Origin of the sequence: Streptomyces griseoruber (genome assembly GCF_001514205.1) — a bacterium.
Lineage (GTDB): Bacteria > Actinomycetota > Actinomycetes > Streptomycetales > Streptomycetaceae > Streptomyces > Streptomyces griseoruber.
On sequence record NZ_KQ948794.1, the window covers coordinates 21459 to 48005 of the forward strand.

The window sequence follows — 26547 nt, forward strand, 5'->3', positions numbered from 1 at the left end:
GGTCCGTTCGTCGCTTCTACAGCTTCTGCTCGAGCAAGGTCATCACCTGGTCCATGAACTGCTGTGTGCCTCCCTTCCCTCCGAGGTCCGGGGTCGCCGCCTCGCCGCCGGCCGTCTCCGTCACGCAGGACCGGAGGAGGGCGGCGGCGTCGGCATGGCCGAAATGGTCGAGCAGCAACCCCAGTGACATGGCTGCGGCATACGGGTTGGCCGTCCCCTTCCCGGCGATGTCGGGGGCACTGCCGTGAACGGGTTCGAAGAGCGCGAAGTCGCTCTCGGGGCAGATGCTGGCGCTTGCCGCGAGCCCCAGGCCTCCCATCAGGGCCGCGCCGATGTCGCTGATGATGTCACCGAAGAGGTTCGACGCCAGGACGCCTTCGTACGGCGTCGGATCGCGGACCAGGTGGTAGCAGAACGAGTCCACGTACTCCTCGGAGCCGGTCAGCTCGGGGAAGGCCTCCAGTTCGCGCCGGAACACGTCCTGCCAGAGGGTTCCGGTGTTCGGCACGGCGTTGGACTTGTGCACCAGGGTCACCTTGCGGTGGCCGCGCCGGCGAAGGCGAGCGAGGCAGAAACGGACGAAGCGCTCGACGGTCTCCCGCGTGTACACGCATTCGTCGATGGCCACGGTGACCGTTCCCGAGCGGGTGATCGAACCGCCGACACCCGCGTACAGTCCCTGTGTGTTCTCGCGGTAGAGGTCGATGACACCGTGCTCCAGCACGATCGGACGGTGGTTGACGTACAGGTCCAACCCCTTGCGCAGGCCGAGCAGGATGTCGCGGCCGTGTGCCATGTCCGGGATGCGCGGGTCGCCGAGCGCTCCCAGGAAGACGGCTCCGTAGTCGCGGGCGAGACGGTCGATCGCCCCGGGCGGCAGTCCGGTGCCGGTGGCGAGCCACTGGTCGGCTCCCCAGTCGAAGACGTCGTAGTCGATGCCCAGGCCGAAGGCCTCGCTGAGCGCCGTGAGGGCCGGCAAGGTCGCCGGGATGACCTCCTGACCGATCCCGTCTCCGGGAACCACCGCGATCCTCACCGGCCCGCCTCCGTCCCCAGCATCGTTTCGACCGAGGTCAGGCGCCCCGAGATCGCCGTGGCGGCCACGACATAGGGCGAGGCCAGATACACCTGGCCGGGCCCCGAGCGTCCCGGGAAGTTGCGGTTCTGCGCGCTGACCGTGACCTCGGCCGGGCTCTCGGAGACGCCCGGGCCGGCGTTGATGCACGCCCCGCAGGACGGTGGCAGCACCTGGACACCGACGTCTTCGAACAGCGTGATGTACCCGCGCTCGACGGCGTACTTCATGACGGTCTCGCTGCCGACCTGGATATAGGCCTGTACCCCCTCGGGCACCGCCATGCCCCGTGACCGGGCCAGCTCGAAGACACTCGCGTACATGTCCATGTCGTACGCCTTGCCGCCCGTGCAGGACCCGCCGTAGACCTTGTCGACCTTGACCTCGTCGTGGACCGAGGCGAGCGGGACGGCGTTCCTGGGATCTCCGGGGAGCGCCACCATCGGTTCGACGTCGGCCAACCCGATGTCGACGACCACCCCGTACGTGGCGTCCTCGTCCGAGGCCGGCGCCACCGCGGTGGCCTCACGGGACGTCCGCGGGCGCTCCGCCAGATACGCGTGCGTCACCTCGTCCGGTTCGAACAGGGCGGTCATGCCCCCGGCCTCCACCGCCATGTTGCACAACGTGGCGCGCTCGTCCATGTTCATCGTGGCGCTGCCGGGACCGGCGAAGAGCAGGACCCTGCCCAGGGTCTGGCTCCCCTCGATCATCGGGTGTCTCAGCAGCGCCAGCATGAGGTCCTTCGCGCACACACCCTGGCGGAGCTGCCCCAGCAGGTTGATCTTGATCACCGCGGGGACCTTGACCAGGATCTCGCGGTTGTACCAGGCGTTCGCGATGTCGGTCGCGCCGACGCCGAACGCGAAGGCGCCGACGGCGCCGGCCGTGCACGTGTGGCTGTCGGTGCCGATGATGACGTCGCCGGGCCGGGCGACGTGTTCCACGATGTAGTTGTGGCAGATGGCGCGGCTGCCCCCGGTGTCGGAGGGGCCGATGAAGTGTCCTCCGCCGAGCGCGGCGAACTCCTGTTGCCGACGGCCGAGGCCGTGCACCCGTTCGATGAGTTCCGGGCCGCGTGGACGCCGGGTCAGTACCTGCTCGGCCAGCGAAAGGTGGTCCTGGAAGAAGTAGCAGGAGTCCGGATCGGCAAGCGTGGCCTCCTCGCCGAACTGCTGCGCGAACATGCCGGCCGCCATGGGCGTGACGTATTCGTGCGAGAACCTGACGTCGCTTCGGACGAAGTAGGACTCGCCGACCCGCACGCTCGCGCCGGCGGGCAGTGGATTCCGGGGCGAGAGCCGGCTGCTGATGATCTTCTCGACGATGTTGAGCGGCCGGCCCCCCGCGAACACCGACCGGATCGCGGACCGTGCTCCGCCGTCATGTCCGCGGTTGAAGCCGAACAGGCCACCGAGATCGATGATGGCTCGTTCCAGGTCGTTGGCGCTCCGTGTGAACGCCTCCAGCGGAAGTTCCTCGCCGGCCAGGAGCGCGGCGAGGACGTCGAAGTCGTCGCAGGTGACGATGCCGACGTTACGGCAGTTCTGCTGGTAGATCCGCTCGAAGGAGCGAGCGAAGACGATCTCGACCCCGGAGTACTTCTCGGCGTACACGGCATGCTCCCTGGAGGAGCCGCTGCCCTTCGTCTCACCGCTGACGATGATCTGCGGGGCGAACGCCCTCACCGCGCCTTCGCCGAACCGTCGGTCGCGCAGCCCCAGGTAGGCGTAGTCGCCCAGTTTCTCGTCGTACCAGTAGCAGCACCATCCGGGGATGATCTCGTCCGTCGAGATGCTGTTCCTGAGGGGGCGGCGCAGGAGCTGCGCCGGCGTGAGGACGCTGTCGCCCTCGAGCTGCGCGGCGACCAGTCCGGGGTCTTCGGTGAGGACGAGGACGTTACCGCGGAGCCTGATCGTGCGGTCGGGGCCGTACCCCGCGGGCTCATCCTGCCGTGGCAATGATCTGTCCTATCTCTTCGTCGCCCAGAGGCGTGCGGCTGGCCTTCGCCCGCTCCAGCACCTTCTTGATCAGGGTGGCGTCGTCCGTCGTGTGGCCATGCAGGGTCAGCCAGTACTTGACGTTGTTCGCGCCGGAGGCCGCGTCGATGAGGACCTCCTGCTCACGGCCGAGCAGCGCGGCCGGAACTCCGGCGTACACGCTGTCCTTGAGCGCCACGCTGCCCTTCTCATGGGCCTTGAGGATCGCGGAGGCGTGTACACCGGCACTGGTCTTGAAGACGTCACGCCCCATCGCGGGATAGTTCTGCGGGATGTCGACGCCGAGCACGGGCGCGGCGTACTCGCAGTACTCGCGCAGGGCTGTCAGGTCGTACGTGTGGTGGCCGTCCAGATGGCTGTTGATCATGAGCTGGTCGAGGGAGGCGTTGCCCGCCCGCTCTCCGACACCCAGGACGGTGCCGTGAACGCGCGCGCAGCCCAGGGCGAGCGCGGTGAGCGAGTTGACCAGGGCCAGACCTCGATCATTGTGCCCGTGCCACTCCAGCTCCACGGCATGACCGCGGTCGGCGAAGTACCGCCGGGTCCACCGGATCAGGGCTTCGGTCCCGGTCGGCACCGCGGCACCGACCGTGTCGCACAGGGTCAGCCGCCGGGTCCCCGTCTCCACGGCCACGTCGTAGACGCTGCCCAGCACCTGCGGAGTGCACCGGACCGCGTCCTCCAGCACGAGGACGAACTCCACGTTCTCGCGCCGGCATTCCGCCGCCGACGTGCGGATGGCGGACCTGATCAGCTCGATGTCCCAGTCCTCGACGTACTGCCGGATGGGGCTGACGCCGATGAAGACGTACGCCTCGACCGCCACCCCGGCCCGCTGTCCGACCTCGCCTATCGCGTGGATGTCCGACGGATGGGTGCGGCCCGCGAAACCGGGCGTCAGAGCCAGGCCGCCTGCGGCGATGTGCCGCGCCAACTCGGTGCACTCCTCGACGGCGGCCGCGCCCGAGCCCGGAAAGCCCAGGTCCGCGGAGCGCACTCCGGACCGGGACATGTGGTCGACGATGGCGAGCTTCTGCTCCAGAGACGGATTGTGGATGTGCGGGGCCTGGAGGCCGTCCCTCAGCGTCTCGTCGAACAGGATCCCGGAGTACGCGGACTCGGCGGGGATGTCCTGCGCTTCCTCCTCGGTCCCGACGCCGTTCCAGGTGAACCACACATCGGCCGTGGGAGTCGATTGATCGTGCTCTGTTCCGCTCATGGTGGTCTCCGAGTCGTGTCGTGGGGGCACTCACCGGTCGGTGCGGAAGCGGTTCGGGCCCATCAGCGGCCGCCCGCCGTGGAACGGAACAGGTTCAGGCGGTCGGTGCCGACCCGTTCGCGCAAGGCGGGATCGGTGACGCCGAGTCCCGGCTCCGGGGCCAGACACAGGACGCCGACCTTGCCGATGTGCCGGTTTGTCTGGACACTGCGCGCCGCCTCGCCCACCTCGTGCAGGCCGTAGACCGTGGACAGCGCCGGCACCACCCTGCCCTGGCTGATCAGCCGGTTGGTCTCCCACTGCTCGTGCAGATTGGCGCCGTGGCTGCCGACGATCCGCTTGAGGTTCATCCACAGGTAGCGGTTGTCGAACTCGTGGTGGTACCCGGTGCTGGAACCGCAGGTGACCACGGTCCCGCCGCGTCGGGCGAGGAAGACGGAGGCGGGGAAGGTGGCCCGGCCGACGTGCTCGAAGACGATGTGCGGGTCTTCGCCGACGGCCTTGCGGATCGCCTTGCCCATCCGCTTCCACCCCGCCGGCGTCCCCAGCGAGCCGGGGGACCCCTGCTCGATCTCGGTGCGGTCGATGACGACGTCGCAGCCGAGCCTGCGGACGATCTCCGCCTTCTCCGGCGAACCGACCACACCGACGGCCGTGCCACCGCCGTTGCGCACGAACTGCACGGCGTACGCCCCGAGACCGCCGCTGGCACCCCAGATCAGCACCACGTCGCCCTGCTTCATCCGGGCGCCCTTGTCGCTGACCAGCATGCGGTAGGCGGTCGCCGCGCACAGCGGGTTGGACGCCGCCTCCTCCCAGCTCAGGTGCGCGGCCTTGGGCAGCAACTGGCTGGCCCGGACCACCGAGTAGTCCGCGAGGCCGCCGAAGTTGGTCTCGAACCCCCAGGCGCGCGGATGGTCGCTGAGCATGCTGTCGGCGTGGCTGGCCGGCTCCTGGTCGTTGACGTGCCCGGTGGCGACCACCACATGGTCGCCGGGCTGCCAGCCGACGACGGCCGACCCGGCGCGCACGACGACGCCCGCGGCGTCCGACCCGAGCACGTGATAGGGCTGATCGTGCCGGGTGTGCCAGCCGCCCTTCGCGGCGAGGTGCTTGAGGAACCCGAAGGTCGGCATCGGCTCGAAGGTGGCCGACCAGACGGTGTTGTAGTTGATGGCGCTGGCCATCACGGCGATCAGCACCTCGTCCGGGGCGAGCTCCGGCATCGGGACGGCACCGACGTGCAGCGACTTGCGTACGTCCTTGTCGCGCACGTCGGCGAACATCGCGCTGTCCTCCTCCCGGATGAAGGCGGCCCGGAAGTCGTCGGGAACGGGGTGCCGCAGGAGTTCCGCGCCGTCGGCTCCGGCCAGCACGGCGTCGGTGAGGCTGGTCATACGAGTCCTCCACATGAGTCGTCAGGGAGTGAGCAGGTCGGTCGGTGCCCCGCTCATCCAGGCCCGGGACAGACGTCCGTAGGCCTCCGGCAGCTGCTGCGAGACCTGGTCCCACAGGGGCGTCAGGCGGCGGCGTGCGCCATGGCAGTGGACCGCCGCCAGATCCTGGGCCTGCGGTTCGTCGTCGCTCCACGCGGCGCGGGCCAGGACCACGGCCGTCGTGAAGAGTTCGGTGACGATGCGGTTGACGGCGATCAGCGTCTCCTGACGGGCGAGGAGCTCAGGGGCCGGCGTACTGCCGGTGAGCTCCGCGCAGACCTCGCCGAGTCGTCGTACGTCCTGGACGAGGGCGGTCAGGTGGTCACGGTTGGCTTCCGACAGCGCGCCCGTCTCGAGCGCGTCGGGCGTCGGCCGTTCGCCGCCCGGGTTCCGCTCCGGTCCACCCCGGTAGTAGGTGGCGAGCATGCGCGCGGCCAGCACGCGGTCGAGGTTGAAGTCCACGCCACCGCCGATCCGCAGCCCGCGCAGATCCCGCTGGGCCTGCTCCACGGGGTAGGCGGGGACACCCCGCGCCGCCTTGCTGCGCGCGGTCTCGAACCCCTGGGCGGCACACAGCGACACCGCGCGGTCGGCCACCCGCCACCCGGACAGCGAAGTGATGTTCTTCAGCGCGTCCCGCTCCCACTGGGACTCCGTGGCCTCGGTGCCGATGAGCGCCCGGCGCACCGCGCTGTCCATGGCATAGACGTCCGCCGCCGACGCGGCGATCATCCGCTGGACGGCCTCGTAGTCGGCCAGGGGCCTGCCGTCGACCCGGCGTCCGGCCACGAAGGACCGGGACCAGTCGAGGCACCGCCGCGCGATCGCCATGGAGGGCGCGCTGATCAGATAGATCCGCGCCACGGTGTGCAGCTCCGCGAACGGGGACGCGCTGCGCCACTCGGCGTGCGCGGACACCGTGTGCTCCACCGGGACGAACACGTCGGTCATCCGCAGATGGGCGGACGGCGCACCGCGCAGCCCCATGTACTCGTGCTCGGCGACCACCTCGAAGCCCGGCGTCGGCACCTCGACGAAGAACAGGCCGACCTGGCCGCCGCTGTCCTCGACGGTCGCGGTCACGGCGACGAGCCGCGCGCGAGAACCGTTGCTGATGAACACCTTCTCGCCGTTGAGCAGGTACCCGGTGCCGTCCTCCGTGCGGCGCGCGCCGGCGGACCGGTCGGAGTTCGCGGCGCCCTCGGGTTCCGTACTGGCGATCGCCGACAGCGACCCGGCGGCCAGGTGCTTGGCGAGGAGAGTGCGCAACGGGCCTTCGGGCAGGGCGCGCAGATAGGTGCCCGGCCCCATCGAGTTGTGCGCCGACAGCAGCATGCCGACAGCCGGCGAGCGGTGGGCGGCCGCCTCGTAGACCCGGAACGCGCTGTACTCGGACAGCCCGAGACCGCCGTCCTGCCGGGGCAGCGACATCGCCAGGAAACCCCCGTCGGTGAGCGCACGCACCAGGGCGTCGGGCATCCGTTCGTCGTGGTCGAGGGCGAGGGCGTCGAGGTGCTCGTCCAGTACCTTCTCCAGCAGGGCCACCGCCTCGTCACCGGCCAGGCGGTCCGCCGGTGACTGCCGGGGGACGCTGCGCAACTCCTCCCAGGGGAGCCGGCCATGGATCATCTCCCGCAGGATGGTCGAGGTCATACCAGCCTCCGCAGCACGTTCATGAAGTCCTCCGGCCGTTCCCGCAGATAGAAATGTCCGCCCGGCAGCAGCCGCAGGGTGCAGTCCGAGCTGGTGTGCTGACGCCACTCGGGCAGCAGCGGGGTCGTCAGGTCGCTCTCCCCGCCCAGCACGGACAGGGGGATGTCGAGGGGCGGCTGGGGCTCGTGCTTGTATGTCTCGAAGAGGGTGAAGTCGGCGCGGTAGGCCGGCACCACGAGCGGTACGAGCCCCGGATCCTGGCGCAGGGTGTCCGGCAGACCGCCATAGCGCTCGTCGATCGCGGCGAGCAGCTCGTCGTCGCCCAGGGTGTGCAACGGGCTGCGCGGATGGTTCAGATGGGGCGCCGGGTACGCGGACAGCACCAGCCGCTCGGGCAGCGGGCGGCCCGCGGCCCGCAGGGCACGGGCCGTCTCGAAGGCGGTGAGGCCACCGAGGCTGTGCCCGAAGAACACGAAGGGGGCGATGAACTCGGTGCTGTCGAGGAGCCCGTCGACGAACGCCTGGACCGAGGTGACGGGCGGCTCCGCGATCCGGGATCCGCGGCCGGGGGCCTGGATGCCCCAGACCTCCACGTCGGGCAGGTGGTCCGCCCAGCGCAGGTACTCGCCCGGTGAACCGCCGCTGTGCGGAAAGCAGTACAGGCGCAGCCGTGCCTGTGGCCGCTTGTGCCGGCACAGCAGCCAGGGTGAGCGGGTAGTCACTGTCGATCACTCTCCGCGATGCGTCGGTCCGTCAGCTCCGCCAGGGCGGTGACGGTGGGATGGGTGAAGACCTCGCGGGTCTCCAGCTGGATCCGGAAGCTGTCCCGCAGCCATGCCGCCAGCCGGGTGGCCAGCACGGAGTCGCCGCCCAGGTCGAAGAGGCTGTCGGACGGCTCCACCTCGTCGAGGCCGAGCAGTTCCCGGAAGGTCTGGGTGATACGCAGTTGGGTGGGCGTGCCCGCCGCGGCCGGGTCGTCCGGGGCACCGGCCCGGCCGGCTTCCCGGGCCCCGGCCGTGCCCCCGCTGCCGCCGGTCCGTGGCGCGCGGCCCATCCACGCGTCCGGGACGGACGGGACGACGCCGGCCGCGGCGGCTGTGGTGGCCGTGCCGTCCGGGGCGGACTCCGCAGGCTCCACCAGATAGTGCCGCCGGTACAGCGGATGTCCGGGCAGCTTGACCCGCCGCCGTGCCGACCGCCCCTCCCGTACCCGGCCCCAGTCGACGGGGGCGCCGGTCAGCCAGAGCCTGCCGAGCGCCTCCAGTGCGACGGCCAGGGAGGAGCTGGGATCGGTCGGATGCGGCTGGGACTGGATGACCAGCTGGTGCTCGGTCAGTTCGGGGTGTTGCCGGGACAGGGTGGTCAGGGTCATGCCCGGACCGACCTCGAGCAGGATGCGGTCGGGATCCTCCAGGAGGGTGGACACGGCGTCCCCGAAGCGGACCGCCCGGCGCATGTGCGCCGTCCAGTACGACGGGTCGGTCAGCTGTCCGGGCCGTACCCAGGTGCCGGTCATGTCGGACACGACGGCCACCGTCGGCTCGGCCAGCCTGATCCCGGCCACGGTCGCGTGGAACTCGTCCAGGATCGACTCCACCAGTGGTGAGTGTCCGGCGCCCGAGATGCGCAGCTTGCGGAAGTCGATCCGCCGGTCCGTCAGCGTCTTGGCGAACAGGTCGATGTCGGCTTCCCGTCCGGACACCGTCACCTGCCCGGGACCGTTCACCGCCGCCACGGTGACGGTGTCCGGCATCAGCGGCAGAACCTCCTGTTCCGGCCGCCGGACGGCGAGCATGGCACCGGGCTCCACGGTCTGCAGCAACCGCCCCCGCGTGCCGACCAGACCGACCCCGTCTTCCAGGGAGAAGACGCCGGCGGCACAGGCGGCCGCGTAGGCACCGAGGCTGTGGCCCACGAGGGCGCTGGGCCGGATGCCCCAGTGCCGCCAGAGGCGGGCCAGCGCGTACTCGATGACGAACACCGCCGGCTGCGCGACCGTGATGGAGTTGATCCGCCGCTCCGCCTCCGCCAGGGCCGCCGGGTCCTGGGGATCGGGGTGGATGAGGGTGCGCAGATCCAGGCCCAGCCGGTCGAGCGCGGCCTCGCACGCCTCGTCGAGGTGTCGGCGGAACTCGGGCTCGTGCTCGTACAGGTCGCGGGCCATGCCGATGTGCTGACCGCCCTGGCCCGGGAACATGAAAGCCACCGGGCGGTCCTTGGGCACCGCGGAAGAGGTCAGGACCCGGCGCGCGGTGCGTGCCCTGAGGGTCCGGGCGGCGTCGGCGGTGTCCTGGGCGACCACGAAACGCCGGTGCGGGTAGGTGCGGCGGCCCTGCTGGAGGGTGAAGGCCACGTCCGCCAGCGGCAGTTGCGGGTCGGCGGCCAGCCGGTCGGCGGTGGCTGCCGTCAGGTCGTCCAGGGCGGCTTCGGAGCGGGCCGACAGCGGCAGCGCCTCGGGTCCGGCCGCGGCGGGGGCGGGCCGGGGCAGGGCGGGCGGCTCGTCCACGATCACGTGGACGTTGGTACCGCCGATGCCCAGTGCGGTGACCCCGGCCCGCCGGGTACCCTCCGGTTGCTGCCACTCGCGCAGTTCCGTGTTGACCACGAAGGGGCTGTCGGCGAAGTCGATCTGTGGGTTCGGCTTCTCGAAGTTGAGGCTGGGCGGGATCTCCCCCTTCTCCACGGCAAGGACGGCCTTGATGAATCCGACGACGCCGGCGGCCGAGTCGGTGTGCCCGATGTTGGTCTTGACCGAGCCGATGTAGCAGAACCCCCGCTTGTCGGTTCCCGCCCGGAACGCCCTGGTGAGACCGGCCACCTCGATCGGGTCGCCCAGGGGTGTGCCGGTGCCGTGGGTCTCGACGTAGCCGACGGAGTCGGGTTCGATCCCGGCCGCCAGGTGCGCGGCCCGTACCACCTGGGTCTGACCCTCGATGCTCGGCGCGGTGAAGCCGATCTTCTCGCCGGCGTCGTTGTTGACGGCCGAGCCGCGGACCACGGCGTGGATGTGGTCGCCGGCGGCCACCGCGTCCGACAGCCGCTTGAGGACGACGACCGCGGCCGCGCTGCCGCCCACGATCCCCGACGCGTCGGCGTCGAACGCCCGGACATGACCCTCGACCGCGAACGGGCCGCCTTCGCTGTAGCGCACGGGGAGCAGCGGCAGCCGGATGCCCGCACCGCCGGCGACGGCCACGTCACAGTCACCGGACTTCAGGGACTGCGCGGCGAGGTGGATGGCGGTCAGCGAGGTGGAACAGGCGGTGGCCACGGTCACCGCGGGGCCGCTCAGCCCCAGCTTGTGGGCGGGGCGGGTGGTCAGATGGTCCGGTCCGGCGGCGAGCCGGAACTCCCAGTCGTCGGCGAACGGCAGCCGGGCACGCTGGGAGCGCAGGACGGAGTAGTACGTGGTCATGCTCCCGCCGGCGAAGATGCCGACGGACGGTCCGCCCGCCTGCGGGACCAGCCCGGCGTCCTCCAGCGCCGTGTGCACGACCTCCAGGAAGACCCGTTGCTGAGGATCGATCAGAAGGGCCTCGCGCGGGGAGTAGCCGAAGAACTCGGCGTCGAACTCGGCGGCGCCTTCCAGCAGCCCGAAGGCGGTGAGCCCCTCCCCGTCGGGGCCGACCGGGCCGAGCGGAGTGATGGACTCCACCCCGGCTCGCAGGTTCTCCCAGAACGCGCCGATGTCCGCGGCGCCCGGGAAGCGCCCGGCCATGCCGACGACGGCGATCGGCTCGGACGCGATCGCCCGGCCCTCCTCCCGGCCGTGGTTCCCGACACGCGGCGCCGTGGCCGGTACGCCGTTCAGGTGGGCGGCGAGCGAACCCACCGTCGGGAACTCGAAGAGGGCCATGAGCGGGACCGAGATGCCGAGCTCCGCCTCCAGGCGGTGGTGCACCTCGGCGAGCAGCAAGGAGTGCCCGCCCAGGTCGAAGAAGCTCTGGTCGATGCCGACATGGGACAGTTGCAGGACATCGCACCAGATCGCCGTGATCTCCCCGACCAGGGTGCCGGTGCGCCCCCCGGCCGCCGGAGCGGTGCGCGGTCCGCCGGGATCCGGCAGGCGGGCGACGTCGACCTTCCCGTTGAGGGTGAGCGGCAGCTCCGGCAGCGGCACGAACGAGGCGGGCACCATGTAGGCGGGCAGGCTGCGCGCGGCATGGCCACGCAACAGGTCCCGGTCGACCTCCGCCGCCGTGCTCTGCGGGACGACATAGGCGACGAGCTGGTGGTGAGCCGAGCCGGACGCGGAGTCCGGTGCCTGTGCCGGGGCGCGGACGACGACATGGGCATCGCGCACCAGGTCATGGGCGCGCAGAACGGAGGCGATCTCACCGAGTTCGATCCGGTATCCCCGTACCTTCACCTGTTCGTCGGCCCGCCCGATGAACTCGATCTCGCCGTCGTGGCGGAACCGGGCCAGGTCGCCGGTCCGGTACATGCGGGCACCGGGGACCGGGGAGAACGGGTCCGGTACGAAGTGTTCCCTGGTCAACTCGGGGTCGCCCAGGTATCCCCGGGCCACGCCGGCGCCACCGATGTGGACCTCGCCGACCACGCCGGCGGGCACCGGCCGGAGCCGCGCGTCCAGCACATAGGCGGCTGCTCCCGTGATCGGCCGGCCGATGGTCGGTTCCCCGTGCGCGGTGCCCTCGGCCGCGACCGTCCCGACCGTGGTGAGCACGGTCGTCTCGGTGGGGCCGTACACGTTGATCAGGCGGAACGGAGTTCCCGGGCGCGGACGCGCGGTCAGCCGCTCGCCGCCGGTGACCACGAGCCGCAGCGCGGTGTCGGCGTCCCAGGCCTGGCCCAGCAGGGGTGTGGCCAGGGCCACGGGCAGGGTGGTGAGCGTGATGGACCGCTCCCGCAGCCACCTCTGGTGGTCGGCCGGGACCAGCAGGACGGCCCGGTCGGGGAAGTGCAGGGTGGCGCCGACCGCCAGGGACGGCCAGATCTCCAGCTGGGTGGCGTCGAAACCCGGGGAGAAGGCGGACGTGGCGTTGTCCTCGGCGGTGAGCGCGTACTCCCGTACATACCAGGACACGAGGTTGCTCAGCCCGCGATGGGGGACTTCGACTCCCTTGGGACGTCCGGTCGAGCCGGACGTGAACATGATGTACGCGGTGTCATCGGCGGAGACCGCCGCCCCGAACGGGCCGGTGTCCGCGGGCGCCCCGTCCTCCTCGGTCGCCAGGACCCCGAGACAGGTCCTGCCCGCGAACCGCTCTCGCCCCGGGTCGTCGGTGATCACCGCAAGGACATCGGCGTCCTCGGCCATCGCCGCCACCCGGGCCTGCGGATGTCCCGGGTCGATCGGGAGGAACGCGGCTCCGGTCTTGAGCACCGCCAGTTCGGACAGCACGAGATCGGGGCCCGGAGGGAGGCAGATCGCGACCACTGTCCCGGCGCTCGCCCCCAGTGCGTGGAGCCTGCGGGCGAGCCGGTCGGCATCACGCTCCAACTCGCCGTACGTCACCGACCGTCCGGCCTGGACCAGGGCGGGCTTGCCGGGCTCCAGCCGGGCTCGCATCTCGACCCTGCGGTGAACCGGCAGGAACGGTTCCCCGGAGGCTTGCCCGGTGCTGTCGAGCGCCCCGGGGACGCTCCACTCCCGCAGGATCCGGTCCACCCGCTCGTCGTCGGCCAGCCGGAGCCCGCCCATCGGCGTGCCCGGTTCGGCCAGCGCGTGAGCCAGCAGTTGGAGGAAGGCCGCAGCCATCCCGTCGACGGTCGCCGCATCGAACAGGTCCGCGTTGTATTCCCAGATCAGCGCGATACCCTCGGTCGCGGCACCCTCCGCCGGGGCGCCCTCGTCACGGGCCCTGACGCGGGGTGCCACGATCAGGCCGAGATCGGACTTCGACGTCCCGTTGAACGGCTCGGCGATCACCGATTCGGCGCTGCCGAACCGCGGTCCCCGGCTGCTGTCGTCATGCACGGTGATCATGCTCTGGAACAGCGGTGCGTGCGAGGGCGTCCGGGGGACGCCGAGGTCGTCGATCACGACCGGCAGGGGGCAGGCCTGGTGCGCCGCGGCGTCCAGCACGATCTCCCGCGTCTGGCGCAGCAACTCCTCGAACGTCGTTTCCCCGGTGAGCCGGGTGCGCAGGGCGGCCGTGTTCATGACCAGCCCGACCAGCTCCTCCTCCTCTCGGGTCCGGCGGTTGGCGAGCGGACTGCCGACGCAGATGTCGGTGTCCCCGCTGTAGCGGTGCAGGAGCCCGACGAAGCACGCGTACAGCACCATGAAGCTGCTGACGCCCTGCTTACGGCAGACGGCGTCGAGGGCCGGCATCAGCGTGGCGGGCACCTCGCTCGCCGTTCTTCCTCCCCGGTGCGACTGCACGGGCGGCCGGGGTCTGTCCGTCGGCAGGTTGAGCAGACCGGGCAGCCCCGACAAATGGTCGCGCCAGTACGCCCGGTGCTCTCGCATGGCGGGAGACTCCAACGCCCGCCGCTGGCTTCGGGCGTACGCGCCGTACTCCGGGGCCAGGGGGCGCGGCGGGGGCTCCACACTGCTCAGGCGGGCGTTGTAGAGCTCCTCGACCTGACGCAGCAGCACGGAGAACGACCAGCTGTCGTGCACGATGTGGTGTCCGACGGCCAGCAGTTCGTGCTCCCGCGGTCCCAGCGTGAACGCCGTCCACCGTTCCAGCGGAAGCTCCGAGAGCACGAACGGCCGGGCGAGCTCCGCTGCGATCAGCCGCTGAAGTTCGCCGTCCCGGTCCGCTGCCGGAAGGCCGGAGAGATCGACCCGGGTGATCCTCACCGGGCCGGGCGGATGGAGGACCGTCGTGGGCCGGCCGTGGTCCTCGGGATAGGTGGTCCACAGGATCTCGTGCCGGGCGTGCACCTCGGTCAGCGCCTGTTCGAGCAGGTCGAGATCGAGGTCGCCGCGCACGCGGATGCTGCGGGAACTGTTGTACACGGGGTCGCGCGGGGAGAGCTTGTGCAGGAACCACATCTGTTCCTGGTTGACCGACAGGGGGTTGGCCGACGACGGCCCGATCGGCGACGGCCCGACCGGCGGGGGAGAGCCGGCCGTCGGCTTCGTCGCCGCGCTCCTGCGGACGGCTTCCGTCAGCTCGCGCAGGGTGGGGTGGACGAAGATGTCGCGCACCGGAAGGTCGACGTCCAGCCGTTCCCGGATGCGGGTGACGATCTGCGTGGCCAGCAGGGAGTCGCCTCCCAGCTCGAAGAAACCGTCGTCTGCGTCGACGAGCTCGAGGTTGAGTACCTCCCGCCAGATCTCGCTCAGTTCGTCCTCGGCGTCGATGGCGGGCTGCTGCGCTGTCTCGTCTTCGGTCGGATGCACACATATCTCCATGATCTAGGCGTTACCGCCCTGTCCAGTACGCGATGCCCGAGAGGGTGAAGGTGTGAGTCGTTGCCGGGTGGCGGATCAGTCGGCGGACGGGAGATCCGTCCGGGACGCCGGAGTGTCCTCGGCGATGACCGGAGCTCCGCTCCGGAGCAGGCGGGCGGTGGCTGCCAGGACGAGCAGTGCCAGCAGCGTGATGGCGCTTCCGGTCAGCATCAGGCCGGTCATCGATCCGTCCCGGAGTGCGAGCCCTCCGGCCGCACCGCCGACCGCCGCCCCCAGATACGAGGAAGAGCTGTTCAGGGAGAGCGCGACGGTCGGAGCCGGGCTGTCCAGGCCTGCGATGCGGTGGTTCTGGGCGGTGGGAAGCGCCCAGCAGGCGATGCTGATCACGGCGAGGGCCAGCCCGAACAGGGCGCGGTTGACGGCGGAACCGCTTGGCTCGAGCAGCGTGAGCATCGTGAGGGCGAGCAGGCCGCCGAAGAGGACCGCCGTGGCCGCGAGGTAGGCACGCTGACCGCCGAAGGCGTCGGCGGCGCGGCCCCCGACGGCGCTGCCCAGCACGGCGGCGACACCCCACACCAGCAGGTAGGCGCTCACCCCGCTGGAATCCACCTCCGTGGTCGTGGTGGTCAGGGGGGCGATGTACGTGAAGACGCTGAACACCCCCGCGCAAGCAAGGGAGTTGGACAGCAGGGCGACCAGGACACCTGGATGCGTCGCGACTCCGAGCCGTTCTCGGACGGTGACGGCCGGCGGAGTCGGCACCTGGGGCAGGGCCACGGCCAGGACGACCACCGCCAGCGCCGCCAGGGCGGCCACCAGCACCAGGGTCGTTCGCCAACTGCCCACCGTGCCGACCAGGGTGCCGATCGGCACGCCCAGGGCAGTGGCGGCAGACATGCCACCCGCCACCAGGGCGATCGCGCGGCCACGTCGTCGTTCCGGCGTGATGCCGACGGTGATGGCCATGCCGCAGGGGATGTACAGGCCGGCCCCCAGCGCTGCGACCAGCCTGGACATCATGAGGACCGCGTAGTTGGGGGCTACGGCCCCCAGCGCGTTGGCCGCCACGAACGCGACCATGGCGACCAGCAGCAACTGCTTCCGGCGCAGTGTGCCCGTGATCGCGGCAAGAACCGGCGCGCTCAACGCGTAGACGAGAGCGAAGACACTGACGAGCTGTCCGGCGCTGGACTCCGTGACATCCAGGTCCGCCGCGATACGTTCAAGAAGGCCATTGATGACGAAACTGTCGGTGCCGATACTGAATGCGCCCAGGCTGAGTGCCAGCAGGAGCGCCCGGTTCGGCATGGCGGTCGCAGCTCGTGCCGTCACCCGCCGGCTCCCCTTAAATCAGGAGCAGATAACACTGGATATCCCTCCGTGCGTCCTATGGACAAAGGTGACCGGATACCGCGCACTGTTCACATCTCCCCGTTTCAGAAGAGGAGAAAGGCGGCGCCTGTGCGGAAAGTGCCCTACAGAAGGGCGAATGTTCTCGCAGCCGGGAGCGAGAGAATGCTTCGGCCAGTCACTTGTCATCCCCGTTTCCCCGTTAAACAAGCCGGACCGAACGTAACCGAACGACTCGATGCCGTCAACACTTAAATGCCGGCTTCCGCCCCGCACGTGCCGCGCCCGTGTTCCCGGTCATGCCAAATTCATGCGTAAAGACTTGGTACAGGATATTGGAGTCGCACGTATTCGATAAAATTCAACAATCCGGACAAGTGGGGTGCGGGTGTGCAATGCACGCATTGATATCTGCCTTGACAGATCGAATGGCCACTGCCTAGCTTCTTGTGGATGGGGCGGACGGGGGTCGGCGGTGAGTCGTCAATGTGCCCCCGCTTCCCGAGACGCAGATTTCGCGGAATTTCCTGCTTGTTGCGCATGCGGCGGAATATGGATCCCCGGGCGAATGGCGGCAGGGGCCGGTGTCGGCAGCGGTCAGGGGTGCCGGTCATGGCGTTTTGTTCGGCAAGGCATTGTCAGGAAGCCCACGACTTGGAGGTAACTCCGCATGACGACGACCGACACTGCCGAGTCGACCGGCGCCGATGCCGCGCCGGCGTACCCCACCGTCCGTGCCGGGTGCCCGCTCGCTCTGCCGCCGCTGGTGGGTGAGATGCGCGAGGAACGTCCCGTCGCCAGGGTCACGCTCTGGGACGGCAGCCGCCCCTGGGTGATCACGCGGTACGCCGACGCGCGACAGGCGCTGCGCGATCCCCGGCTGAGCGCGGATCTGCACCGCCCGGGGTTTCCGTTCATCTCCCCGGTTCAGAAGCTCCAGCAGAACCAGGATCTGCCGGTCGGCTTCTTGCGCATGGATCCGCCCGAGCACAGCAGACAACGCCGCATGCTCACCCAGGAGTTCATCGTGAAGCGCATGGAACGGATGCGCTCCGAGGTGGACGCCATGGTGGACCGGCTGCTCGACGACATGATCGCCGCCGGCTCACCTGCCGACCTGGTGGGCGGTTTCGCACTGCCCCTGCCCTCGCTCGTGATCTGCAAGCTGCTCGGTGTCCCGTACCAGGACCACGAGTTCTTCCAGGAGCAGAGCCGTCTGATGCTCGACCAGACCGCCGGGCTCGAGTCGGTTCTCGCCGCCCGTGAGGAACTGCGCGGCTACTTCGACCGGCTGGCCGTCCACAAGCGGCGCCGGCCGGCCGACGACCTGCTGAGCAGGCTGGTCGCCGAACAGGAAACGCCGGGACACCTCAGCCATGACGAGGTCGTCGGCATGGCCGCCGTGCTCCTCGTCGCCGGGCACGAGACCACCGCCAACATGATCGGTATCGGTGTGCTGAACCTGTTGGAGCGCCCGGACCAGTGGGCGGCGTTGTGCGAAGATCCCGCCCTGGTCCCGGGGGCCGTGGAGGAGCTGCTGCGGTATCAGACCGTCATCCACACCGGGCTGCCGCGGGTGGCCACGGAGGACATCGAGATGGGCGGCGTCACCATCCGGGCCGGCGAAGGCATCCTGATCCAGCTGGCCGCGGCCAACCGCGACCCGCGCTTCTACGACGATCCGGACCGGCTGGATGTCAGGCGCCCGGTGCGTCAACACCTGGCCTTCGGCTTTGGCGTGCACCAGTGTCTGGGGCTTCCCCTCGCCCGGCTGGAGCTTCAGTCGGCACTCGCGGGCATCGTCCGGCGCCTTCCCCGGTTGCGGGTCACCAAGCCTCTGGAACAGCTGGACTTCCGCCACCGCATGAACGTCTACGGGGTGTTCGAGCTCCCGGTGGTGTGGTGAGGCGTCGTCCGTGTGCGGGGCGAGGACGGCACAGGCCGCCACGGCCCGGATCCGTTCTCCGACCCCCGGCGGAGTGCGGCGAGCGCCAGGCCGATGCCGCAGGTGACGCCCGCCGAGGTGCGGACGCCGCCGTCCCGGACGTGGACCGGATCACGGTCGACCCGGACGGCGGGTGGTCGCGGGCGAAGGTGTCGCGGTAGGCCCAGTGGGTCGTCACCCGGCGGCCGTCGAGCAGCCCGGCCGCGGCGAGCGGGATCGCGCCGGTGCACACGGACACCAGGCGCTCCGCGCGCGGGGCGTGGGCTACGCCTGCCGGTGCCCCTGAGGCGTGTCGAACGCCGCCCAGGCACGGTCCCACCACACACTCCGGCGGGCGTCCAGCCGCATGCGTACGACCCACCAGGCGCCCAGCACCAGCACACCGGTACCCACGCCCGAGGCCGCTCCCAGGGCGGCCCCCTGTGCCTCGGCCTGAGCCGGTGTGGGCGGCGCGGGCTGGATGCGGTCGGCGTCGTCGAGCCACACCGTGGTGTGCGACCCCGCTCGGCTGTCCGCCGCGACCGAGGCCCTGCCGGATGCGGAGGAGCCGTCGGACGTGGTCCAGCGCACGGTCGCCCGGGCCCCTTCGCCGCCCGCCGTCCCGGAGAACCGGGACGGGATCGCGGTGGCGTCCTCGAGGAGCCGCGCGCTGACGTGGTGCAGGCCCCGGCCCTGGTCGAGCGCGGATCGCTCGGCCGCGCCCGCTGCCGTCACACCCACCACGGGAGCCGTGAGCAGCACCACCATCACGGCCACCACGCCGGCCCATGCTTCGAACACATCGGAGCGGCGCCTGAGGGGATTGCGCCGCCAGCGCCACCACCACATCCTGCTCTTCCGCTTCGGCATGGGTCCGCTCCTTCGGGCGCCTCTGTCTCGGTCCACGTGGGTACGGTGCCCGATCGGCGCACGCCGGAGGCAGAGGCCAACGGGCCGGCACGGTGGGGCCGTTGGGCCCCCGCGGCGACGGCCGAGGGGCCCGTTCCTCACCTGCCGCGGGACTGGCCGGTGTCCGGCTGCTCCAGGTGGGAGGCGAGGACCGCCGCCTGGACGCGGCGCTGCACACCCAGCTTGGCCAGGAGGCGGGAGATGTGGTTCTTGACGGTCTTCTCCGACAGGTAGAGCTTCCCGCCGATCTCGCGGTTGGTGAGGCCCTCGCCGATCAGGGCCAGGATGTCCTTCTCCCGTGGCGAGAGACCCGAGAGTTCGGCAGGAACGGACGGTGTGTCCGCGGGTTCCGTGCGCAGCGAGCGCATCAGACGGGCCGTGGTCGCGGGGTCCAGCATCGACTGGCCCGAGGCCACCGTGCGGACGGCCGAGACGAGGTCGGCCCCCTTGATCTGCTTGAGGACGTACCCGGAGGCCCCGGCCATGATCGCGTCGAGGAGGGCCTCCTCGTCGTCGAAGGAGGTCAGCATCAGACAGGCCAGCTCCGGCATCCGGCTGCGCAGTTCACGGCAGACGGAGATGCCGTTGCCGTCCGGCAGCCGCACGTCGAGGACGGCGACGTCGGGGCGCAGCGCGGGGCCCCGGGCCAGCGCGTGGTCGACGGTGCCGGCATCGCCGATCACCGTGATGTCGGGCTCGGCGTCGAGCAGGTCGGCCAGGCCACGACGGACGACCTCGTGGTCGTCCAGCAGGAACACCCGGATCGGGTTCTGCTCGGTGAAGGTACGTGGCTCTGGCATGGCGACCCCTCGTTGCCCGGCGGCGGACAGACCGTCAACTGCCCATGCCGCCGATCATCACGTCTGGGCCGCGGAGGTACTAGGGCCGACCGGCCCCACTCACGCGCCACCGCCGCTGCCGCGCCCAGGGCGGGTCGGGGCTGCCCGGACCTGACGCACCGGGACCTTCGGTACCTGCCACGGGCCCGGGCGGCCGCTGCGCCGATCCGGCATGGCACAGAACCATCGTTCGCGGATCGACTCATCCGCAGCGACTCGCGCAAGGAGCACAGCCATGCCCAGGACCTCAGCGACCGGTGACCGGGCGGCGCCCCGGCCCGGGGCGGCACTCGGACTCCCGGCCGCGTCCGCGCTCGTGATCGGGACCATCATCGGCACCGGCATCTTCGCCCTGCCGTCCGCCCTCGCCCCGTACGGGCCCCTCTCGCTGGTCGCCTTCGTCGTGGTGACCCTGGGCGCGCTGGCGCTCGCGCTGACCTTCGGCGCGCTGTCGAAACGGGTGCCGGCGAGCGGCGGGCCGTACGTCTACGCCCGGGAGGCCTTCGGCGAGTTCGCCGGATTCCTCAACGCGTGGTCGTACTGGATCACCGCGTGGGCCGGGAACGCGGCGATCGCCGTGGCGTGGGTCGGCTACGTCGAGGTGTTCGTCAACACGGGGCACAGGACGTGGATCTCCATGAGCCTGGCTCTCGGCGGGCTCTGGGCGGCGGCCGCGATCAACCTCAGCGGCGTCCGCAACATCGGCGCGTTCCAGGTGGTCACCACCGTGCTGAAGTTCGTGCCGCTCGTCTTCATGGCGACCGTCGGACTGCTCTTCATCGACCCCGACAACTTCGGCGCCTTCAACGCCAGTGGCGGATCGGCGGTCGGCGCGATCTCCGCCGCCGCGGCCATCGCCCTGTTCAGCTACCTCGGCCTGGAGGCCGCATCGGTGGTCGCCGGCCGGGTCCGGGACCCGGAGCGCAACGTGCCGCGCGCCACCGTGTACGGCACGCTGCTGTGCGCGGTCATCTACATCCTGGGCACGCTGGCGGTCTTCGGCACCGTCTCGCACGGGGCGCTGGGCGACACCACCGCACCGTTCACCGACGCCGCGAACAACATCTTCGGCGGTACCTGGGCGGGAGACGTCGTGGCCGTCGCCGCGATCATCTCGGGCATCGGCGCCCTCAACGGCTGGACCATGCTGTGCGCCGAGATGCCGTACGCCGCCGCCCGCGACGGACTGTTCCCCGACGCCTTCGCGAGGCTGCGCGGCGAGAGCGGTGTGCCGGCCTTCGGCGTCGTCGTCTCCACCGTGCTGGCCTCGCTGATCACCGTGTTCAGCTACACCCGCTTCGAGGACGTCTTCACGAAGATCGTGCTGCTGAGCGTCCTCACCGCGGTGATCCCGTATCTGTTCTCCGCCGCCGCCCAGCTGTACTGGCTGCTGGTGCGCGGCCGGGAGAACCTGAGCCGGGGCCGCCTGGCCCGGGACGTCACCGTCGCCGCCCTGGCACTGGTCTTCTCCTACTGGTCGATCCAGGGCAGCGGCTACCAGACCGTCTACTACGGGCTGTTCGTGCTGCTGCTCGGCGTGCCGGTCTACGTGTGGCTGAAGCGGGGCCAGGGCCGCTACGGCGACGAACCCGCAGCGGCGATTCCCGTTCCGCGTGAGGAACGGGCCCCCGAGACACCGGCACCGCCGCAGCGGCTCTCGCGCGGACTCGGCACCAACCGCGTCGGCGGCCCGCGCAGGCGCAGCGCCCACCGCCACCAGGACTGACCGACGCCCCCCGCACCCGCACGACAGAGGAGGACACCACGCCATGAACACGTTCCACGTCGACTCCGAGGCCGGGCGCCTGCGCCAGGTGATCCTGCACCGCCCCGGCATCGAACTCTCCCGCCTCACCCCGCGCAACGTCGACGCGCTCCTCTTCGACGACATCCTGTGGGCCAAGCGCGCCCGCGAGGAACACGACGCCTTCGCCCAGGTGCTGCGCGACCACGGCACCCGCGTGCACTACTTCGCCGACCTGCTCGCCCAGACCCTCGACTCTCCCGAGGCCCGCGACTGGCTGCTCGACCGGGTGATCACCCCGGCCACCGTCGGACCGGCCCTGATCGACCCGGTGCGCGAACGGTGCGCCGTACTCGACGGGGAGACCCTCGCCGGGCACCTGATCGGCGGACTCCTCAAGAGCGACCTGCCCCTCGCCACCGCGCACAGCCTGGTCTGGAACGCGCTCGGCACCGACGACTTCGCCCTCGCCCCGCTGCCCAACCACCTGTTCCCGCGCGACAACTCCTGCTGGATCTACGACCGCCTGTCGGTCAACCCGATGGCCAAGCCGGCCCGGCGGCGCGAGAGTCTGCACGCCGAGGCCATCTACCGCTTCCACCCGATGTTCGCCGGCATCGCCCCGGCACCGGTCCTCGACGGATCCGTGGGCACCCTCGAAGGCGGGGACGTCCACGTCCTGGGCAACGGCGCCGTCATGGTCGGCATGGGGGAGCGCACCAGCGCCCAGGCGGTGGAGAACCTCGCGGCCCGGCTGTTCGCGGCGGGCACGGCCCGTCGGCTCATCGCCGTGCACCTGCCCGCCGCGCGCGCCTACATGCACCTCGACACCGTCCTGACCATGCTCGACCGCGACACCTTCGTCATCTACCCGGGCCTGGCCGACTCCCTGCGCTCCTGGACGCTCACCCCCAGCGGCACCCGCGAGTGCGGCTTCGACGTCGCTCCGAACTCCGACCTGGCCACCGCCCTCGCCGAGGCCCTCGACCTCGACAAGGTCCGGATGCTCTCCGCCCCGCAGGACATCCGCAACGCCGAACGCGAGCAGTGGGACGACGGCAGCAACTTCCTCGCCGTCGCCCCCGGAGTCGTCGTCGGCTACGAGCGCAACGTCACCACCAACACCTACCTGCGCAAGCAGGGCATCGAGATCGTCACCATCGCCGGCGCCGAACTCGGCCGCGGACGCGGCGGACCGCGCTGCATGAGCTGCCCCGTCGAACGCGACCCGGCCGCCTGAACCTCAGCCCGACCCCCAGGGGGAACCACCATGACCACCGACCTGCGCGGCCGCTCCTACCTGAGCGAACTCGACTTCACGGCCGCCGAGATCCACCACCTCCTCGACCTGGCCGCCACCCTCAAGGCCGCCAAGCGCGCCGGCACCGAGCAGCCCCGGCTGACCGGCCGCAACCTCGCGCTGATCTTCGAGAAGACCTCCACCCGCACCCGCTGTGCCTTCGAGGTCGCCGCCGCCGACCAGGGGGCCGCCACCACCTACCTGGGCCCCGGAGACACCCACATCGGCGCCAAGGAGTCCATCGCGGACACCGCCCGTGTGCTCGGCCGCATGTTCGACGCCATCGAGTACCGGGGCTCCGCCCAGTCGCTCGTCACCGCCCTCGCCGAACACTCCGGCGTCCCCGTCTACAACGGCCTGACCGACACCGCGCACCCCACCCAGAGCCTCTGCGACGTCCTCACCATGCACGAGCACAGCCCCAAGCCCCTGCCCGACATCGCCTACTGCTACCTCGGCGACGCCCGCAACAACATGGGCAACTCCCTGCTGTCCATGGGTGCCCTGCTCGGCATGGACGTCCGCATCGCCGCGCCCGCCGCGCTGTGGCCCGACGCCGCGCTGGTCACCCGGTGCCGGGAACGTGCCGAGATCAGCGGGGCCCGGATCACGCTCACCGAGGACGTGGAGACCGCCGTACGGGGTGCCGACTTCCTGCACACCGACGTCTGGGTCTCCATGGGCGAGCCCACCGATACCTGGCGGGAGCGGATCGAGCTGCTGCTGCCTTACCAGGTCGACGACAAGACACTGGCCGCGACCGGCAACCCGGACGTGAAGTTCATGCACTGCCTGCCGGCCCTGCACGACCGCCGCACCCGCCTCGGTCAGGACCTCTTCGACCGCTACGGCCTGGACGGACTGGAGGTCACCGACGACGTCTTCTCCTCGCCCGCGTCGATCGTCTTCGACCAGGCCGAGAACCGGCTGCACACCATCAAGGCCGTGCTCGTGGCCACTCTGGAGGACTGAGCCATGCGTATCGTCGTCGCCCTGGGCGGCAACGCCCTGCTGCACCGCGGTGAACGCCCCGACGCCGCCGTCCAGCAGGCGAACATCGACCGGGTGGCCACCGCGCTGGCCGCCCTGGCCCATGAGCACGAGATCGTCCTGACCCACGGCAACGGCCCCCAGATCGGCCTGCTCGCCATGGAGAGCGCGGCCGATCCCGCGCTCAGCGCCCCCTATCCGCTGGATCTGCTCGGCGCCCAGACCCAGGGCATGATCGGTTCCCTGCTGGCCCGCACCCTGCACGACGCCCTGCCGGGCCGTCCCATCGCCACCCTGGTCACCCACACCTTCGTACGGGCCGACGACCCGGCGTTCGCACGGCCGACGAAGTTCGTGGGCCAGGTCTACTCCCGCGACCTGGCCAAGGCGCTCGCCCGCCGGCGCGGCTGGCACATCGCCCAGGACACCACCGGCTGGCGCCGGGTCGTCCCCTCCCCGGCACCGGAACGCATCCTGGAGACCGACACCGTCCACGGACTGCTCGACAGCGGGACCCTGGTGATCTGCGCGGGCGGCGGAGGAGTCCCGGTCACCGCCGACCGTGACACCGGCGCGCTGACCGGGGTGGAGGCCGTCGTCGACAAGGACCTCACCGCCGCCCTGCTCGCCGAGGACCTGAAGGCCGACTTCCTGCTCATCCTCACCGACGTCCCCTGCGTGTACGAGGAGTACGGGACACCGGCCCAGCGGCCCGTCCTCGACGCCACCCCCGCCGAGCTGCGCCGCAAGGGCTTCCCGGAGGGCTCCATGGGGCCCAAGGCCGAGGCCGCCGCACGGTTCGTGGAGCGGACCGGTGGGCTGGCCGCCATCGGGGCCCTGGACGCGGCGTACGAGATCGTGCACGGCCGCTCGGGCACCCTGGTGCGCCCGGACCTCACGGCCGGCTGACGGGCGGAGTCGGGCGGGGGAGAGCCGCCGCGCCCAACGGCCTTCCGACGCAGGGACGTTCGGCCCCACGGTCGCAGACCTTCGGCATCCGGCGCCGACCGGCGCGCGCGGCCAGAGTGAGTGACGTCAGGCAACGCCCCGACCGTCCCCGAAGGGAACCACGACCATGGCCGTGCACGAGCACCCTCACCGGAGCTCCGGCTTCCACCTGCCGTCGCTGCGCAGGAACCGGACCGCCTCCGCATCCGAGTCGGCCGTGTCGGCGGACGCCGGCACGCACACCGCGCGGGCCTACGCCCTCGCCTCCCTGCGTCTGCTCACCGGGTTCGTCTTCCTGTGGGCCTTCCTCGACAAGACCTTCGGCTTCGGCTGGGCCACCCCGTCGGGCAAGGGCTGGATCGACGGCGGTTCACCGACGAAGGGCTTCCTCGGCTCCGTCGCGGTCGGGCCGATGGAGTCGACCTTCCACTCCTGGGCCGGCGACCCGTGGGCGGACTGGCTGTTCATGCTCGGTCTGCTCGGGATCGGGCTGGCGCTGGTCGCGGGGGTCGCGCTGCGCCTCGCCGCCGTCGCCGGCACCGCGATGATGGCGCTGATGTGGATCGCCGAGTGGCCGCCGGCCAAGCACCTCTCGGACGGCACGGCGAGCATGTCGACGAACCCGTTCGCCGACTACCACGTGATCTACGCCGTCGCCCTGATCGTCGTGGCCGCTGCCGCCGCCGGCGACACCCTGGGCGCGGGCCGGCTCTGGGCCGGGCTCCCCTTCGTCCGCGACCACAGCTGGCTGCGGTGAGCACCGCCGGTGCGGTGGCCCGCGACCTGGGCCACCGCACCGGGCCGCGCGGGGGCCGGTGAGCCCGAAGTCGGGACCAGTGGTCCCTGCCCGAGGAGCTCCCTGAAGACGACTCTGGAATCGGATCCCTCACCCAGGAGGTAGAGACCATGCTCCGCACCATCACCGTGGGAATCGACGGCTCGCCCGAGAGCCGGGCCGCCGCCGAATGGGCGGCTCGCGAAGCCCAGTTGCGCGACCTGCCGCTGAAGATCGTGCACGTCTGGCAGCCGGTGCCCGAGCCCATGGCCCAGGACCCGCTCCTGGGCGCCGAGACCCAGCAGCACTGGACCGAGCGGATCCCGCGGGAGGCCGCCGAAGGCATCGGGCGGCGCCACCGCGGAGTCGAGGTGGTCAGAGAGCAGCTCTCCGGCTACCCGGGTGACGCCCTCGCCGAGGCGGCGAAGAGCGCCGAGCTGCTCGTCCTGGGCTCCCGAGGTCTGGGCGGGCTCGGCGGGTTCCTGATCGGTTCCATCGGTCTGTCCGTCGTCGCGCACGCCGAGCGCCCCGTGGTGCTGGTGCGCGCACGGGAAACGGCCACCGACGAGCACGAGCCGGACCCGTTTGGCACCCCCTCGGCCGCGACGCCGTTCCGGCCCGTGGTCCTCGGGCTCGACGTCGAGCACCCGGACGAGACGCTCCTGGCGTTCGCCTTCGACGCCGCCGAACGGCGTGCCACGTCCCTGCGGGTCGTCCACGGCTGGAACCCGCCGCCGTACTACGCCTACGGCACCCCCGCCAACCCCGCCCTGCACGAGGCGCTGGCCCTGAGCGAGGCCGAGGCCCTGACCGGGGTGCTGCGTCCCTGGCGGAAGAAGCACCCGGACGTGGAGGTCGTCGAGGAGTCCCGCTACGGCAGCGCGGCCGTCCACGTCGTGGACGCCTCGCACGAGGCCTCCCTGGTCGTCGTCGGCCGGCGGATCCGCCGCAGCCCGTTCGGCACGCACATCGGCCATGTCACCCACGCCGTCCTGCACCACGCCACCGCCCCCGTCGCCGTCGTCCCCCACGACTGACCCACCGAGGAGAAGAGA

At 71.0% G+C, this 26547-nt stretch carries 17 protein-coding genes and 1 pseudogene; 7 read left to right on the plus strand and 11 right to left on the minus strand.

The window, feature by feature from the left end:
• Nucleotides 1–16 precede the first annotated feature (16 nt).
• The 8 genes from AQJ64_RS43420 to AQJ64_RS43455 all read right to left on the minus strand — a co-directional run bounded on the left by AQJ64_RS43420 (nt 17) and on the right by AQJ64_RS43455 (nt 16045).
• The gene (locus AQJ64_RS43420; RefSeq protein WP_063788732.1) at nt 17–1036 is read right to left on the minus strand and encodes an isocitrate/isopropylmalate dehydrogenase family protein; all 1020 of its coding nucleotides are present in this window, start codon (nt 1034–1036) and stop codon (nt 17–19) included.
• Complete coding sequence (locus AQJ64_RS43425; RefSeq protein WP_055634254.1) at nt 1033–3036, minus strand: aconitase family protein; 2004 nt, start codon at nt 3034–3036, stop codon at nt 1033–1035. Before AQJ64_RS43425 ends, AQJ64_RS43420 begins: the two co-directional genes overlap by 4 nt.
• Nucleotides 3020–4294: a LeuA family protein gene (locus tag AQJ64_RS43430; RefSeq protein WP_079062308.1), complete on the minus strand. Its 1275-nt coding sequence runs from the start codon at nt 4292–4294 to the stop codon at nt 3020–3022. Before AQJ64_RS43430 ends, AQJ64_RS43425 begins: the two co-directional genes overlap by 17 nt.
• Nucleotides 4295–4356: 62 nt before the next feature.
• On the minus strand, nt 4357–5691 hold the full coding sequence (ccrA, locus tag AQJ64_RS43435) for a crotonyl-CoA carboxylase/reductase (RefSeq protein ID WP_055634256.1): 1335 nt from the start codon (nt 5689–5691) through the stop codon (nt 4357–4359).
• A gap of 21 nt (nt 5692–5712) precedes the next feature.
• The gene (locus tag AQJ64_RS43440) at nt 5713–7383 is read right to left on the minus strand and encodes an acyl-CoA dehydrogenase family protein (protein WP_055634257.1); all 1671 of its coding nucleotides are present in this window, start codon (nt 7381–7383) and stop codon (nt 5713–5715) included.
• On the minus strand, nt 7380–8105 hold the full coding sequence (locus AQJ64_RS43445; RefSeq protein ID WP_055634258.1) for a thioesterase II family protein: 726 nt from the start codon (nt 8103–8105) through the stop codon (nt 7380–7382). Before AQJ64_RS43445 ends, AQJ64_RS43440 begins: the two co-directional genes overlap by 4 nt.
• Nucleotides 8102–14701, minus strand: coding sequence for a hybrid non-ribosomal peptide synthetase/type I polyketide synthase (locus AQJ64_RS43450; protein ID WP_055634259.1), 6600 nt, complete (start codon nt 14699–14701; stop codon nt 8102–8104). The genes AQJ64_RS43445 and AQJ64_RS43450 overlap by 4 nt, the downstream gene beginning before the upstream one ends.
• An 87-nt stretch (nt 14702–14788) precedes the next feature.
• Nucleotides 14789–16045 (minus strand): MFS transporter, encoded by a 1257-nt coding sequence (locus AQJ64_RS43455; protein ID WP_157880945.1) that lies wholly within the window; start codon nt 16043–16045, stop codon nt 14789–14791.
• Nucleotides 16046–16733: 688 nt separating this feature from the next.
• Between AQJ64_RS43455 and AQJ64_RS43460 the strand changes: the two genes are divergently transcribed.
• Entirely contained in the window at nt 16734–17969 is a 1236-nt protein-coding gene (locus AQJ64_RS43460) for a cytochrome P450 (RefSeq protein WP_055634261.1), read from the plus strand.
• Between the two features lie 77 nt (nt 17970–18046).
• On the opposite strand, the pseudogene AQJ64_RS51595 reads toward AQJ64_RS43460, so the two are convergent.
• From AQJ64_RS51595 to AQJ64_RS43470, 3 genes and pseudogenes are all read right to left on the minus strand, one after another.
• Nucleotides 18047–18270 (minus strand): annotated as a pseudogene (locus AQJ64_RS51595) (DJ-1/PfpI family protein); the annotation flags it as partial.
• Between the two features lie 2 nt (nt 18271–18272).
• Entirely contained in the window at nt 18273–18857 is a 585-nt protein-coding gene (locus AQJ64_RS43465) for an Rv1733c family protein (protein WP_055634262.1), read from the minus strand.
• A gap of 137 nt (nt 18858–18994) precedes the next feature.
• Nucleotides 18995–19696, minus strand: coding sequence for a response regulator (locus AQJ64_RS43470; RefSeq protein ID WP_055634263.1), 702 nt, complete (start codon nt 19694–19696; stop codon nt 18995–18997).
• Between the two features lie 355 nt (nt 19697–20051).
• Between AQJ64_RS43470 and AQJ64_RS43475 the strand changes: the two genes are divergently transcribed.
• The 6 genes from AQJ64_RS43475 (at nt 20052) to AQJ64_RS43500 (ending at nt 26529) form a co-directional block, all read left to right on the plus strand.
• The gene (locus tag AQJ64_RS43475; protein WP_055634271.1) at nt 20052–21461 is read left to right on the plus strand and encodes an APC family permease; all 1410 of its coding nucleotides are present in this window, start codon (nt 20052–20054) and stop codon (nt 21459–21461) included.
• Nucleotides 21462–21504: 43 nt separating this feature from the next.
• Entirely contained in the window at nt 21505–22719 is a 1215-nt protein-coding gene (locus tag AQJ64_RS43480) for an arginine deiminase (protein WP_055634264.1), read from the plus strand.
• 30 nt (nt 22720–22749) lie between these two features.
• A complete protein-coding gene (argF, locus tag AQJ64_RS43485) occupies nt 22750–23751 on the plus strand; it encodes an ornithine carbamoyltransferase (RefSeq protein WP_055634265.1) in 1002 nt (333 codons plus the stop codon).
• Nucleotides 23752–23754: 3 nt separating this feature from the next.
• On the plus strand, nt 23755–24678 hold the full coding sequence (locus AQJ64_RS43490) for a carbamate kinase (protein WP_055634266.1): 924 nt from the start codon (nt 23755–23757) through the stop codon (nt 24676–24678).
• A gap of 166 nt (nt 24679–24844) precedes the next feature.
• Nucleotides 24845–25474 (plus strand): DoxX family membrane protein, encoded by a 630-nt coding sequence (locus AQJ64_RS43495; protein ID WP_055634267.1) that lies wholly within the window; start codon nt 24845–24847, stop codon nt 25472–25474.
• Nucleotides 25475–25623: 149 nt separating this feature from the next.
• Nucleotides 25624–26529, plus strand: a complete 906-nt coding sequence (locus AQJ64_RS43500) for a universal stress protein (protein ID WP_059203528.1) — start codon at nt 25624–25626, stop codon at nt 26527–26529.
• The last annotated feature ends 18 nt before the right edge of the window (nt 26530–26547 follow it).

Coding starts and splice junctions, on each gene's coding strand:
- AQJ64_RS43470 (WP_055634263.1), bottom strand. CDS start 19,696: ATGCCAGAGCCACGTACCTTCACCGAGCAGAACCCGATCCGGGTGTTC.
- argF (WP_055634265.1), top strand. CDS start 22,750: ATGACCACCGACCTGCGCGGCCGCTCCTACCTGAGCGAACTCGACTTC.
- AQJ64_RS43465 (WP_055634262.1), bottom strand. CDS start 18,857: ATGCCGAAGCGGAAGAGCAGGATGTGGTGGTGGCGCTGGCGGCGCAAT.
- AQJ64_RS43480 (WP_055634264.1), top strand. CDS start 21,505: ATGAACACGTTCCACGTCGACTCCGAGGCCGGGCGCCTGCGCCAGGTG.
- AQJ64_RS43490 (WP_055634266.1), top strand. CDS start 23,755: ATGCGTATCGTCGTCGCCCTGGGCGGCAACGCCCTGCTGCACCGCGGT.
- AQJ64_RS43430 (WP_079062308.1), bottom strand. CDS start 4,294: ATGAGCGGAACAGAGCACGATCAATCGACTCCCACGGCCGATGTGTGG.
- ccrA (WP_055634256.1), bottom strand. CDS start 5,691: ATGACCAGCCTCACCGACGCCGTGCTGGCCGGAGCCGACGGCGCGGAA.
- AQJ64_RS43495 (WP_055634267.1), top strand. CDS start 24,845: ATGGCCGTGCACGAGCACCCTCACCGGAGCTCCGGCTTCCACCTGCCG.
- AQJ64_RS43440 (WP_055634257.1), bottom strand. CDS start 7,383: ATGACCTCGACCATCCTGCGGGAGATGATCCATGGCCGGCTCCCCTGG.
- AQJ64_RS43460 (WP_055634261.1), top strand. CDS start 16,734: ATGACGACGACCGACACTGCCGAGTCGACCGGCGCCGATGCCGCGCCG.
- AQJ64_RS43500 (WP_059203528.1), top strand. CDS start 25,624: ATGCTCCGCACCATCACCGTGGGAATCGACGGCTCGCCCGAGAGCCGG.